Raw genomic sequence first — 14,582 nt, 5'->3', positions numbered from 1 at the left:
ACATCGGGGTGCTGCTCCTTGCATGGCTCGGGTCCTGGGGCGGGCGGCAAGGCAGGAGTGCGGGTGCGTGCGGATGCGCGAACATTACTCGTGGGTACGGTAGTTGGGGAATGGGTGGCGCGAATTACCAGCGGTAATGGCTCAGTTGTGTGAGGCCGGGTGAACCGCAGATGGCGTCCGGCTGTGAACGCGGCCTTCCGACGCGGCCCCCGGTACACCTTTGATCGAAGCCCCTGACACCGGTCTCCACCCGTGGGTCGAGACCCTTAGGGGGAGCTCCTTACAACTGGGCAGGGGCGGTTCCTCCCGGCGGAGGACGTGACGGCGGGGGCCCGTTCCTTAACGTATTCCTACACCACGGAAAGCGGCTGAATCCGAGCGCCGGGGCGGTGGGGAACCGGGGGGAAAGGGTGGGGAAAACCCCACCCGGGAACTGCGCCGGGCACCAGTGCGCCGGACCCGCATCCGACACCAGACTCTGTACGTGCGCCGACACATGCCGCACGATGACCGACATAGGAGATAAACCGTGACAACGGCTGTAGCCACTCCCAGGCACGGGGGCACTGGAAGGAACGCGGCCGTCGCTGCGCGGGCGCGGCAGGTCGTCAAGGCGTACGGGGCGGGGGAGACCCGGGTCGTCGCGCTGGACCATGTCGACGTGGACATCGCCCGCGGGCAGTTCACGGCGATCATGGGCCCGTCCGGCTCCGGCAAGTCGACCCTGATGCACTGCCTGGCCGGCCTGGACACCGTGAGCTCGGGGCAGATCTTCCTCGACGAGACCGAGATCACCGGGCTCAAGGACAAGAAGCTCACCCAGCTCCGCCGGGACCGGATCGGCTTCATCTTCCAGGCGTTCAACCTGCTCCCCACGCTGAACGCGCTGGAGAACATCACGCTGCCGATGGACATCGCGGGCCGCCGGCCCGACGCCGCCTGGCTGCGGCAGGTCGTGGAGACCGTCGGTCTCGCCGAGCGGCTGAAGCACCGCCCCACCGAGCTCTCCGGCGGCCAGCAGCAGCGCGTCGCGGTGGCCAGGGCGCTCGCCGCCCGCCCGGAGATCATCTTCGGCGACGAGCCCACCGGCAACCTGGACTCCCGGGCCGGCGCCGAGGTGCTGAGCTTCCTGCGCAGGTCGGTCGACGAGCTGGGCCAGACCATCGTCATGGTCACCCACGACCCGGTGGCCGCCTCCTACGCGGACCGGGTCCTCTACCTCGCCGACGGACGCATCGTCGACGAGATGCACAGCCCGACGGCCGACCAGGTCCTCGACCGGATGAAGGACTTCGACTCGCGCGGGCGGACGTCATGACCGTCTGGAAGACATCACGGCGGAACTTCTTCGCCCACAAGGGACGCATGGCGCTCTCCGCCGTCGCCGTCCTGCTGTCGGTGGCATTCGTCTGCGGCACCCTCGTCTTCACCGACACCATGAACACCACCTTCGACAAGCTCTTCGCGGTGACCGCGGCCGATGTCACCGTCAGCCCGAAGACCTCCGGGGACGACGACCGGCTCCCGGAGAACGGCAAGCCCGTCACGATCCCCGCGTCCGCCGTCGGGAAGGCCGCGAAGGCCACCGGCGCGAAGTCGGCCGAGGGCGCGGTCTCCAGCATGTCCGTCACCGTCGTCGACAGCCACGACAAGAACATGGGCTCCACCACCGGCGCCCCGACGATCGCAGGCAACTGGACGCGCAACGACCTCCGTTCGATGGAGATCTCCTCCGGCCACGGACCGCGCGGCCCGACCGAGGTGATGGTCGACGCCGACACCGCCGAGAAGCACCACCTGAAGCTCGGCGACGAACTGCGCACCATCACCGCCAACGGCGACATCGAGGCGCGGATCAGCGGCATCGCCACCTTCAAGGTCACCAACCCCGGTGCCGCGGTCGTCTACTTCGACACCGCCACCGCCCAGACCAAGCTGCTCGGCCGGCCCGATGTCTTCAGCCTGATCTCCGTCACCGCCGAACCGGGCGTGGCCGACGAGCAGCTGAAGAAGAACGTCGCCACCGCGCTCGGCGACACCTCCGCGTACAAGCTCCAGACGCAGAAGCAGGCGGCGGCCGCCAACAAGGACTCGATGGGCTCCTTCCTCGACGTCATGAAGTACGCGATGCTCGGCTTCGCCGGGATCGCCCTCCTCGTCGGCATCTTCCTGATCGTCAACACCTTCTCGATGCTGGTCGCCCAGCGCACCCGCGAGATCGGCCTGATGCGGGCCATCGGCTCCAGCCGCAAGCAGGTCAACCGGTCCGTGCTGATCGAGGCGCTGTTCCTCGGCGTCGTCGGCTCGCTCCTCGGCGTCGGCGCGGGCGTCGGCCTCGCCGTCGGCCTGATGAAGCTCATGGGCGCCATGGGCATGGAGCTGTCCACCGACGACCTCACCGTCGCCTGGACGACCCCGGTGGTCGGCCTGGTGCTCGGCATCGTCGTCACCGTCGTCGCCGCGTACTTCCCGGCCCGCCGCGCCGGGAAGATCTCCCCGATGGCCGCCCTGCGCGAGGCCGGAACCCCGGCGGACGGCCGGGCCGGCCGGGTCCGGGCCGCGATCGGCCTGGTCCTCACGCTGGGTGGCGGCGCCGCGCTCCTCGCCGCGACGAGGGCCGACAAGTCGAGCGAGGGCTCGCTGCTCCTCGGCGTGGGCGTGCTGCTCAGCCTCATCGGTCTCATCGTGATCGGCCCGCTGCTGGCCGGCCTCGTGGTCCGGGTGCTGAGCGCGGTCATGCTGCGGATGTTCGGCCCCGTGGGACGGCTCGCCGAGCGCAACGCGCTGCGCAACCCGCGCCGCACCGGAGCCACCGGCGCCGCCCTGATGGTCGGTCTCGCGCTGGTCGCCTGCCTCTCGGTCGTCGGCTCCTCCATGGTCGCCTCGGCCACCGAGGAGCTCGACAAGTCCGTCGGCGCCGACTTCATCGTCCAGCCGGCCGGTGGCGGCGGCGGACTGATCGTCGACCAGGCGGCGAAGGCCGTCGGGACGGCGGGGGACATCGAGCACGTCACCTCGTACAAGTTCGTCAGCGCCTCGCTCACCGCCCCCGACGGCACCACCGCGAAGGACGCCCTGGTCGCCGCCGACCCCACGTACAAGGACGACGTCCGCCGCGAGACGGTCTCCGGCGACCTTTCCGAGGCGTACGGCAAGGACGCCATGTCGGTCGGCGAGACGTACGCCACCGAGCACCACGTCAAGGTCGGTGACCGGATCACCGTCGCGTTCAAGGGCGGTGAGACCGCGAAGCTGAAGGTCGCCGCGATCACCTCGGACGACGTCAACATCGACAAGGGCGCGATGTACACCAACATCACGACCGCCGCGCGCTACGTCCCCGCCGACACCCTGCCGCAGAACATGGCCATGTTCGCGAAGGCCGTGGACGGCAAGGAGAAGGAGGCGTACGCCGGCCTCAAGGACGCCCTCGCCAAGTACCCGCAGTACGAGGTGAAGAACCAGGCCGACTTCAAGCAGCAGCTCAAGGACCAGATCGGCCAGCTGCTGAACATCGTCTACGGCCTGCTGGCGCTCGCGATCGTCGTCGCCGTGCTCGGTGTGGTGAACACCCTGGCCCTGTCGGTGGTCGAGCGGACCCGGGAGATCGGCCTGATGCGGGCCATCGGGCTCTCCCGCCGCCAGCTGCGCCGGATGATCCGCCTGGAGTCGGTGGTCATCGCGGTCTTCGGGGCCCTGCTCGGTCTCGGCCTCGGCATGGGCTGGGGCACGGCGGCCCAGAAGCTGCTCGCCCTGGAGGGCCTCGGCGTCCTGGAGATCCCCTGGCCGACGATCCTCACGGTCTTCGTCGCCTCGGCCTTCGTCGGACTGTTCGCGGCCCTGGTCCCGGCGTTCCGGGCGGGCAGGATGAACGTCCTGAACGCGATCGCCACCGACGGGTGACGCGGGCGGCCCGCGTAGACTGACCGTTCCGGCCCCGGGGTGTTCCTCCAAACACCCCGGGGCCGGATTTCGTATGCCCCTACAAGGCCGCCGGGCCGTACGGGGCACCGCGTTGCGCCCCTGCCCGGACGGATGCCGTCCGGTTGCACGATGCTGCCGTGACCTGTGCAGCAAGCTGACACGGACGCCTCTGCTGCCGCGCCTTCCCCGCTGGCATCGTCGTCCTGCCGGGACACCCCCGGCGGGACGCCACTGTCGAAGGGGACACACGTGTTCAGTTCCTCGCTCTCACGTCGGCCGGCCATCGTGACCCGTACCGCCGCCGCCGTCACCGGTATCGCCCTCGCCTCGCTCGTGCTCGGCGCCCCCGCGGCCTCCGCCGCCCAGGGGCCCTCGGCGGACGGACCGCGTCCCGCGCACGGCGCCCCGCGGGCCTGCGAGGACCTGGAGGCGATCCTCGCCCAGCTCCCGGTGTCCGCCCCGGTCCCGGTGTGCAAGCTGGTCAACGGCTGGGACTAGGGCCCGCCCCCGATGCGGTTCCAGCTGCTCGGTCCCCTGACCCTCGCCGACGGCTCCGAGGCCGTCGTGCTCCCGCCGTCGAAGCCGACGATCCTGCTGGCGGCGCTCCTCCTGCGCGCCAACTCCGTCGTGTCCGCCGACTACCTCCAGCGGGCCGTATGGGGAGAGGAACAGCCGGCCACCGCCAAGGCCGCACTCCAGACCTGTGTGCTGCGGCTGCGCAGGCTCTTCACCAAGCACGGTGTGACCGAGACGTCGATCGAGGCGGTCCCCGGCGGCTACCGGATCACCGCCGAACCCCACACGCTCGATCTGCTCGGCTTCCGGGACCAGGTGCGCCGCGCCGTACTGCTCTCCCACGACCCGGAGACCGAGCTCTGCGAACTGAAGGACGCGCTGTCGCTGTGGCAGGGCGCGCTGCTCGCCAACGTGCGCTCCGACGTGCTCCACCGGGACGAGGTGCCGCGCCTGGCCGAGGAGCGGCTACGGAGCGTGGAACGGGTCTGCGACCTGCTGCTGGGGCTCGGCCGCCATGGTGAGGCGCTCGTCGAACTCTGGACCGCTACGCGCGTATACCCGGGGCACGAGCGGCTCCACGAGCAGCTGATCGAGGCGCTCTACCGGACCGGGCGGCAGACCCAGGCCCTCGCCGAGTACCGGAGGGTCAAGGAGTTCCTGCTGGACGAGCTGGGGGTCGATCCCTCGCCCGCCCTCCAGCAACTGGAACTCACGATCCTGCGCGGCGAGGACCTGGGGCCCGATGGCGTCCGGGCGCCGCTGCCTTCGCTCCCCGGGGCGGGGGTGGTGGACGGAGCGGTGGTGCCGGTGCTGCGGCCGGCTCCGGCCGCGGCCCTGGTTCCGGCCCCGGTTCCCACTCCGGTGGAGGAGGCGGTCGGTGATGTGGCCGCGGTGCCCGTGGCACCCTCCGGTACGCCCGCGGCTGCCGCGGTCCGGCCGGTGCCGAACTTCACCGGCCGGGAGGCCGAGACCGCCGCGATGACCGCCAGGCTCACCGCGTACGCCGCCGACCCCGACCGGCACCCGCCCATCATCCTGGTGTCGGGGGCCCCCGGCGTCGGCAAGTCGGCCCTCGCCCACCACGTCGCCCACCTGATGCGGGACGCCTTCCCCGGCGGGCGGCCGGTCGTCCGGGCGACCCGCCCGGACGGCGAGGCCCGCCCCACCGCCGAACTCGCCGCCGAGGCGTACGCGGCCCTCGGCGCGGGAGGTGCGGGAGGCGCGGGAGACACGGACGGTGCGCGGGTCCTGCTCGTCCTCGACGACGTCGTCGACGCCGACCAGGTACGCCCGCTGCTGTCCGCCGTCGCACAGGCCCGGGGCGGGGTGATCGTCACGAGCCGGATGGGTCTCGCCGGACTCGTCGCCACGCACGGCGGCTGGGTGCACCGGCTCTCCGTGTTCACCGCGGCCGAGTCGTACGCCCTGCTGGTCTCCGTCCTCGGAGCCGAACGCGTCGAGGCGGAACCGGAGGCGGCCCGCCGGCTGGCCGGGCAGTGCGGCCACCTGCCGCTCGCCCTGCGCATCCTGACGGCCCGGCTGCTCACCCGGCCCGCCCTGTCGCTCGGCGACGCCGTCGACTGGTTCGGCGACGACCCGCTGGCCCGGCTCGCCCTCCCCGACGCCCCCGGCCTGTCCGTGACCGCCGTCCTCGACGGGGCGCTGGCCCGGCTCGACCCGAGGCTGTCCGAGGCGTTCCGCCGGGCCGCGACCGGCACCGGGTCCTCCTTCACCGCCGACGACGTCCCGGGCACCACCGAGGCGGTGCTGGAACGGCTCGCCGACGCCGGGCTGCTGGAGGACGGCCCGCCCGGCCCGTACCGGATCCACGAACTGCTCCGCGCCCACGCGCGAAGAACCGACCAGGAACGCATCCGCCGCACAGAGAAGGTGTGACCCCATGGCCGAGACCGCCGCCACCACCGAGCGCGCCCCCGACGCCGCGCCGACGGCCGACCCCGCCCCGGGTCTCGGTGAACAGCACGTCGCGGCGGATGCGCGGCCTGGTCCCGGCCAGCGGGCAATGGCCGCGGAACTCGTCAGGACGCTCTACGCCCGCGACTTCGCCCGCGACGTGCCCGCGCCCGCCACCGGACCGGCCCCGGTGGACGACGAAGTCGCCGAGCGCTTCGCCGCGCAGATCGCCTACATCGACCACTACACCGACGAGGCACCGGAACGCTTCGCCCGCTTCCGTGCCACCCGGGTCGCCGTGCTCGGCGACGACGAGACCGCCCGCTGGTGCGCGCTGAGTCTGCTGCGCAACGGCTGTGTGCGCATCGGTACGAGTACGGCGTTCGACGACGTCACCGCCGAGGCCGGCCGGGCGGCCGCGCACACCGAACGGATCAGCGCCGGGGCCGGGGCGGACTGGACCGGGCTGGACGGCTACGACGTCGTCGTGGTGACCGGGGCCGGGGCCGGGGCGCGCACCCACCGGCTGCTGGCCGCCGGGGTGCCCGAGGGCCGGACCCTGATCCCCGCCTGGCTGTTCGGCGAGCGCCTGGTCGTGGGCCCGCGGTCCACCGCCACCTCCACCGGCTGCTGGACCTGCGCCGTGCTGCGGCTGGGCGGCAACGTGGACGCGGGCGCGGCGGCCGAGCTGTGGAGCGCGGCGGCGGGGGCGGTGCCCGCAGCCGCGGACACCGTGACCGGGCCGGTCGCCGCGATGGTGGGCAACCTCCTGGGGTACGAGATCTTCCGCCTCACCACGGGCGCGCTGCCCGCCGAGACCGAGCGCCAGGTACTGATCCAGGACCTCGCCTCGCTGGACGTCATGGCCGAACCGGTCGCCCCGCACCCCCGCTGCGCGCGCTGCGCGGGTGCGGTCGCCGCCGGGGCCGCCGCGGCCCGGCCGGGCGGGCTGGCCCTGCCGGTCACCGCGACCGTGGAGACCGCCCGCGACGCCGAGGGGCTGGTCGACGAACTGAACCGGCGCGGCGCGGCGATGGTCCGCCCGCACACCGGGATCTTCCGGAGCTGGGACGACGAGTCGCTGACCCAGACCCCGCTGAAGATCAGCCGGATCGAGGTGGCGCTCGGCGCCGGGGAGCGGCGCCGGATCGCCGCCTTCGACGTGCACCACCTGGCGGGGGCGCGGACGCGCGCCCTTTACGCGGCGGCGACCGTGTACGTCGAGCACGTGGTGCCGCTCGACGTATCGGCGTCGGGTGCCGGAAGCGAGCCGGGTGCCGGACACGCGCCGGAGGCCGCGGCGGCGGGCCGGGCGTTCGGGCCGGACGCGCTGACCACCGGCGGCGGCACCGGCGCGGTCCCGGCCGCCTGGATCACCGCCACCTCGCTGACCGGCGGGGAGACGGTCCGGGTGCCCGCCGCGGCGGTACGGCCCTTCGGCGCGTACAACCGGGACCGCGTCCACCTCGCGACGGCGGCCGGATCGGGCGCCGGGGCCGACGCACGGGAGGCGGCGGGCACCGGGCTGATGTCGGCGCTCGCGCACGACGCACTGCTGCGGGCGGTCCGCTCCGCCACCGAGGTCCGGCCGGTCGCGGCCGACGGCGACGACCCGGAGCTGGTGTTCCTGCTGAAGTCCGCCGCCAACCTGGACCTCGCCGTGGAACTGCTGGACCTGGGCGAGCAGGCGCGCAGCACCGCCCAGGTGGTGCTGGCCCGCGAGGCCGACGGCGGCGCGGCCCGGGGCCGCTGGGCGGTCGGCGCGGGGCTCTCGCGCCGGGCGGCGGCCTGCGCGGCGCTGCGGGACCTGCTCGGGCAGGCACAGCTGGCCGCCGAGGACCCGGGCACCCCCGTGGACACCGGCGACCCGCTCGTCCGGGACCTGGCCGCGGCGAGCGTCGCGGCGGCCGGGGAACCGGTCGCGGTGGACGGGCCCGACACCACCTTCGAAGCGGTGCTGTACGCGCTGCGGGCGGCCGGCCGGGACGCCCTGTACGTGCCGACCACCCCGGCCGACCTCGCCGCGGGCGGCATCAGCACCGCCCGGGTGCTGCTGACCGCGGACGGCGGTGCGGCGGACGCGGAGGGCGGCTCCGATGCCCGTTGACGCCCCGGCCCGGGAGACCTCCGCACCGGCCCGGACCGCGCACGCCCTCGCGGCGGCGCTCCGGGAGGCGCTGGCCCGGCACGGCACCCCGCCCCCGCTGGACGTGGCCCCGCTCGGGGTGGGCGACGCCTTCGCCGAGATACCCGGGACGGCGGACGCGTACGCCCCCGGCACCGTGCCCGCCGTGCCCGTGCGGTTCTACGGGCGGCACGCCGTCGTCGGTCCCTTCGCGCCCGGCGCGGGTATGGCGCCGCTCTGCGTACGGTGCCTGGAACGCCGCTGGCAGGCGGTCCGTTCCGTCGCGCTGCGCGAGGCGCTGGAGCTCGGCTCCGGCACCCGGGCGGCCGGGGAGTCCCCGTACCCCACACCGTTCGCCGTGCACGCCCTGGCCGCGCTCGTCGCCGCCCGGCTGGCCGGGACCGGACCGCGGACCGGGGCCCGCCCGGCCGTCCACCTGGTGGACCTGGAGACGCTGACGGTCCGTCACTACCCGTTCGTCCCCGACCCCGAGTGCCCGCGCTGCGGAACGAGCGAGCCGGACACCGCCGGGGCGGCGGAGCTGGTGCTGCGCCCCGCGCCCAAGCGCCGCCCCGGCGGCTTCCGGGTCCGGGACATCGGGGCGTACGACCTGCCGGTCGAGCCCTACGCCAACCCGGTGTGCGGCTCGCTCGGGCCGTCCGTCGTCCAGGACGTCTCCTCCACCTCCACCTCCGCGACCATCGGCTGCTTCTCCATGCGCTCCGGCGAGTACCTGCGCGAGACGTTCTGGGGCGGCCACGCCGACAGCTACGCCGAGTCCATGCGGATCGGGGTGCTCGAAGGGCTGGAGCGGTACGCGGGCATGCGGTCCCGGGCCAAGCGGTCCGCGACGACGGACTCCCTGAACGCCCTGCGGGCCCGCGGCGAGCACGCCCTCGACCCCCGGACCTGCGGGCTGTACTCGGACGCCTTCCACCGGGCCAACCCCCGGGTCGTCCCCTTCACCCCGGACCGGCGCATCCCCTGGGTCCAGGGCTGGTCGCTGCGCGACCGGCGCACGGTCCTGGTGCCGGAGGTCCTCACGTACTACCACGCCCCCGGGCTGGAGAACCGCTTCGTCCAGGAGAGCTCCAACGGCTGCGCCTCCGGCGGCTGCCTGGAGGAGGCCGTCTACTTCGGGCTGATGGAGGTCATCGAGCGCGACGCCTTCCTGCTCACCTGGTACGGGCGGGCCGCGCTGCCGGAGATCGACCCGGCCACCAGCCGCCGTCCCGCCACCCGGCAGATGATCGACCGGCTGGAGATGTACGGCTACGAGGCCCGCTTCTTCGACACCCGGATCACCTTCCCCGTCCCGGTCGTCACCGGGGTGGCGGTGCGCCGCGACGGCGGGACCGGCCTGATGTGCTTCGGCGCCGGGGCCGGGCTCGACCCGGAGGCGGCACTGGCCGGGGCGCTCTGCGAGATCGCCACCGACGCCGTCAACCTGGCCCACCGCACCGAGCGCGACCGGGAACGGCTGCGCGCCATGGCCGCCGACTTCGACCGGGTCGAGGCGCTGCACGACCACCCGCTGGTCTACGGGCTGCCCGAGATGGGCCACCACGCCCACTTCCTGACCGGCGTACCGGGCGCGCCCCGCCCGCCGAAGCACTCCTTCGACGAGCTGTACGGGAACGGGTCGGTGCTCCCGGTCTCCGACGACCTGCGCGAGGACCTGACCCGGTGCGTGGACGCCGTCACCGCCGACGGCTTCGACGTGATCGTCGTCGACCAGACCATGCCGGAACAGCGCGGACTGGGCCTGACCACGGTCGGCGTCCTGGTGCCGGGGCTGCTGCCGATCGACTTCGGCCGGAGCCGGCAGCGCGCCCTCGGCATGGACCGGCTGCGCACCGCGCTGCGCGCCGCCGGGCTGCGCGACCGCGACCTGACCGACGCCGACCTCAACCCCGCACCGCACCCCTTCCCGTGACCGAGGAGCCCGCCATGGGGTACGCCCATGAATACGCCACCGCGATCCTGCATCGCGGCCGCATCCCGATGGACCCCGCCGACTTCGTACCGAACTGGTCGGACGGGCCGCGCAAGACCAAGTTCTACCCCGGCACCGACAGCCTGCCGCTGCCCGACTGCGGCTACCCGGCCGATGCCGACCTGGACCGGGGACTGGCCCGGCCCGCCGGCGGGGACGGCGCGTTCGACCTGCCGCTGCTGTCCGGGATGCTCCGCGACTCCTACGGGCTGACCGGCCGCCGCCTCGGCGTCCAGGCCAACACCGACCTGAACGCGCTGCCGTTCTATCCGCTCGCCAACTGGTCCCGGGGCACCGCCTCCGGCGGCGGCCTCTACCCGGTCGCCGTGCACTGGGTCTCCGGGCCCGGCGCCCCCGTACCGCCCGGGGTGCACTACTACTCCGCCCGGCACCACGCCATGCGGCGGCTGCTGACCGGCGACGTGACCGGCGAGGTGCGGGCGGCGCTCGGCGACGGGGCGCCCGGCCCGGACACCGACCAGTACCTCGTCCTGTCCGTCAAGTACTGGCAGAACGCCTTCAAGTACAACAACTTCTCCTTCCACGCCGTGACCATGGACATCGGCGCCTGCGTACAGACCTGGCGGATGTGGGCCGGGGCGCGCGGGCTGGGCGTCGAGCCCGCGCTCTGGTTCGACGAGGAACGGCTCGGGCGGCTGCTCGGCGTCGACACGGCGGACGAGGGCGTCTTCGCCGTCGTCCCGCTGAAGTGGTCCGGCCCCGCCACCACCGGCACCCCATGACCGCCGGGCAGCTGGCGGCCTGCCTGGCGGCCTCGGCGGCCGGTTCGACGATCGGCGGGGACACCGGCGGGCAGCGGCTGGCAAAGCTCTACGCGTTCGTCGGCCATGTCGACGGGATCGAGCCGGGGGCGTACGAGTACGACCCCGGGGCGCACACCCTGTGCCTGGTGAAGGCGGGCGCCCCGGGCGCCTTCCTCCAGAAGAACTACTTCCTGTCGAACTACAACCTGGAGCAGGCGGCGGCCGTCCTGGTGCCGACCGTCCGCACCGAAGCCGTCCTCGACGCCGTCGGGGACCGCGGCTACCGCCTGGTCAACGCCGTCGTCGGGGCGATCGCCCAGACCACGTACACCACCGCGTCCGCGCTCGGCGTCGGCTGCGGTGTCGCGCTCGGCTTCGACAACATCTCGTACATCGAGGAACTCGGCCTGGACGGCACCGGCGAGGCCCCGCTGCTGATCATGATGATCGGCAACGAGCGGCCCGCCCCGGCCGACTTCCGGTACGAGATCGCCTGAGGGCGCGGTGAGCACCACGACACGACGACCGGAACGAGAAGGGGAGACCTCGCCATGACGCCGGACCACCCGGCCACCGCCGCCCCCGCGGCCGTCACCCGCCCCCGCTTCATGCTGCGGGTCGCCGGACTGCCGCTCGACAGCGTGCGGGGCCTGCGCTGCCCGGACAGCCGTCGCTGGGCCGACGACGTCCTGCGCGCCACCGAACAGGTGCGCGCCGACGGCGAACGGCTCGCCGACCTGCTTCACGACCTGGTCGGCGGCAGCGAGGACGAGACGCTGCGCCGCACCCTGCTCGCGCTGCGCCGCGACATCTTCAACAACCGGCTGCCCCGGCCCGCGGCCGCCGACCACGCCCTTTGCCTGGTGCGCGGCCTCGACGCGGCGGCCGGCCCCCGGGCCGGCGAGGCGCTCGCCTCCTGGCTGGCCGGCCGGCGCGGCCTGGAGGAGCGGCGGGCGGCGGGCGCCGCCCTGCTCGCCGAGGAGACCGTCCGGGCCCGCGCCCACCTGCGCGCCCTGGCGGGGGAGGAGCGGCTGCGCCGGGCGCTGCCGCTCGCCTCCCCGGACCTGGACGCCCGGCTGGACGCGTACGTACGGTCCGACGCCGCCGTCCCGCCGGACAAGGGGCAGCGCAAGATCGAACGCTCACTGCTCTCGTACCTGTACCGCACGGCCTGCAAGACCAGCCCGTTCTCCACCTTCACCGGGGTCGCCCTCGGCACCTTCTCGGACGGCGACCAGGGTCTGCGGGTCCGGGTCGAGGACACCTGGGACGGGCGGCTGCGGCTGAACGTCGCCGCGATCGGACGGCTCATCGAGGCCGTGGTCGCCGATCCGGCGCGCCGGGCCGACCTGCCGGTCGCCCCCGCCTCCGGCTGGGGCCGTGACGACGACCGGGTCCGCTACGTCCGCCGCTGGATCACCCAGGGCGAGGAGGACACCGCCGTCACCTTCGACGCGGTGAAGGACCGGCTGTTCTTCCTGCGCCGCAGCGGCACCCTGGAACGCCTCCTCGGCCTGTTCGAGGAGCGCACCACCCTCCGGTACGGGGAACTGGCCGACTGGCTCGCCGAGGACCGGGACGCGGACCCGCAGGAGTGCGCCCAGTACCTCCGGGCGCTGCTGGACATCGGCATGGTGCAGGTGCCGTGCCTGCGCACCGAGGTCCACGACACCGACCCGCTGGGCGCCCTCCAGGACTCGCTGCGCGGCCTCGGCCGCCCCTGGGCCGACCGGCTCGCCGGGCGCCTGGCGGACCCGGCGTCCGCCGTCGCGGCCTTCGCCGGCGCGGACCCGGCCGGACGCCGGGCGCTGATGGGCGAGTTGCGCACCTCGCTGCGCCTCGTCCAGGAGGAGGAGCTGGGCGCGGACGGGGCCCGCGTCCCGCAGACCCTGCTCTACGAGGACGTGGCGGCCGGGCGGCACACCGAACTCTCCGCCGCCGCCTGGGAACGGCTGGCCGCCGCACCGCTCGGGGCGGTGGAGCGCGTCCTGCCCGCCTTCGACCTGACCCTGCCGCAGCGCATCACGTTCAAGGGCTTCTTCCTCGCCCGGTACGGGCGCGGCGGCCGCTGCGACGACCTGCTGAAACTGGTCCACGACTTCCACGAGGACTTCTTCGACCAGTACATGTCGTTCACCGCCAAACGCACCACGTTCGACGCGGACGGCACGTACGTCCCCGAGGAGAACTGGCTGGCGCTGCCGCAGCTCAAGGCCCTCGACGCCGCCCGGCAGACCTTCGTCGAGCGGATGCGCGCCCTGTGGGCGGACTGGGAGGCCGACCCGGCCGGCGGCGAGGAGATCCAGGTCGACGGCGAACTGCTGGACGAGGTGGCCGCCCTACTCGACACCCTGCGCGGCGGGTTCGCCCCGCTCGCGCACCACGTGCAGATCGCCGACCGGCCCGGCAACCCGCTGGTCGTGCTCAACCGCTCCTACGGCGGGGTGTCCTTCCCGTTCAGCAGGTTCACCCATCTCTTCGACGGCCTCGACGAACAGCTCCTCGCCGCCACCGCGGAGCTGCTGCCCGGCGGAGCCGTCCTCGCCGAGGTCACCGGCGGGCCCGTCACCAGCAACCTCAACCTGCACGGCCGGCTCACCGAGTACGAGATCGTCTGCCCCGGCGAACGCGGCACCCTGCCCGAGGCGAACCGCATCCACCTGGACGACCTCCACCTCGTCCACGACCCCGGCGAGGACCGGCTGGTGCTGCGCTCCACCCGGCTCGGCAAGGAAGTCGTGCCGGTCTACCTCGGCTACCTCGTCCCGCTCGCCCTGCCCGAACTGCCCCGCACCCTGCTCCTGCTCTCGCCGACCTCGATGTCCCCGCTGAACGTGTGGGGCGGTGTCCCCGAGGGCGCGGCCGCCGGCGGGGTCACCGGACGGCCCCGGGTCCGGCACGGCAGCGTGGTGCTCGACCGCCGCAGCTGGAGCGCGCCCGCCGCCGTGCTGCCGCTGCGCGCCCCCGGCGCCGCGGACGACGCCTGGTTCCTGGACTGGCAGGTGTTCCGCCGGACCCACGGACTGCCGGACCGGGTCTTCGCGACGATCGCCGACAGCGGGGCGCGCGGTGCGACCGGCGCCAAGCCCACCTACGTCGACTTCGACAGCCCGCTCTCGCTGGGCGCGTTCGAGGCCCTGATCAAGACCGCCGGGGCGCGCGTCGTGTTCCGGGAGATGCTCCCCGACGAGAACGGCCTGCACACCGTCTCCGGCCGGGGCCGCCACGTCGCCGAACTCGCGGTGGAGACCGCCGCCCCCGTCGAAAGGACCGACCCGTCATGAGTACGGCGCCACCCGCCCGGACCGCCACCGCCGCCCCCGCACTGCCGGTGGCGGCGGGG

The 14,582-nt window shown here is 73.9% G+C and carries 7 protein-coding genes and 1 pseudogene; all 8 read left to right on the top strand.

Features of this window, described 5'->3' with window-relative positions:
- Nucleotides 1-529: 529 nt before the first annotated feature.
- Nucleotides 530-1,318, top strand: coding sequence for an ABC transporter ATP-binding protein (locus AADR41_RS37530; protein WP_124722917.1), 789 nt, complete (start codon nt 530-532; stop codon nt 1,316-1,318).
- Nucleotides 1,315-3,903 (top strand): ABC transporter permease, encoded by a 2,589-nt coding sequence (locus AADR41_RS37525; RefSeq protein ID WP_342286579.1) that lies wholly within the window; start codon nt 1,315-1,317, stop codon nt 3,901-3,903. Before AADR41_RS37530 ends, AADR41_RS37525 begins: the two co-directional genes overlap by 4 nt.
- Nucleotides 3,904-4,173: 270 nt before the next feature.
- The gene (locus AADR41_RS37520; protein WP_342286577.1) at nt 4,174-4,422 is read left to right on the top strand and encodes a hypothetical protein; all 249 of its coding nucleotides are present in this window, start codon (nt 4,174-4,176) and stop codon (nt 4,420-4,422) included.
- Between the two features lie 12 nt (nt 4,423-4,434).
- The gene (locus tag AADR41_RS37515; RefSeq protein WP_342286576.1) at nt 4,435-6,336 is read left to right on the top strand and encodes an AfsR/SARP family transcriptional regulator; all 1,902 of its coding nucleotides are present in this window, start codon (nt 4,435-4,437) and stop codon (nt 6,334-6,336) included.
- 4 nt (nt 6,337-6,340) lie between these two features.
- A complete protein-coding gene (locus AADR41_RS37510; RefSeq protein ID WP_342286574.1) occupies nt 6,341-8,461 on the top strand; it encodes a TOMM precursor leader peptide-binding protein in 2,121 nt (706 codons plus the stop codon).
- A complete protein-coding gene (locus tag AADR41_RS37505) occupies nt 8,451-10,415 on the top strand; it encodes a TOMM precursor leader peptide-binding protein (RefSeq protein ID WP_342286572.1) in 1,965 nt (654 codons plus the stop codon). The genes AADR41_RS37510 and AADR41_RS37505 overlap by 11 nt, the downstream gene beginning before the upstream one ends.
- 14 nt (nt 10,416-10,429) lie before the next feature.
- Nucleotides 10,430-11,736: pseudogene (locus tag AADR41_RS37500) on the top strand (SagB family peptide dehydrogenase).
- A 54-nt stretch (nt 11,737-11,790) separates the two neighbouring features.
- Complete coding sequence (locus tag AADR41_RS37495; RefSeq protein ID WP_342286570.1) at nt 11,791-14,523, top strand: lantibiotic dehydratase; 2,733 nt, start codon at nt 11,791-11,793, stop codon at nt 14,521-14,523.
- The last annotated feature ends 59 nt before the right edge of the window (nt 14,524-14,582 follow it).

It is taken from the genome of Streptomyces sp. CLV115 (assembly GCF_038448545.1).
Lineage (GTDB): Bacteria > Actinomycetota > Actinomycetes > Streptomycetales > Streptomycetaceae > Streptomyces > Streptomyces sanglieri.
Note: the sequence above shows the minus strand (reverse complement) of the source record. Positions and strands in the feature narration are given on the sequence as shown.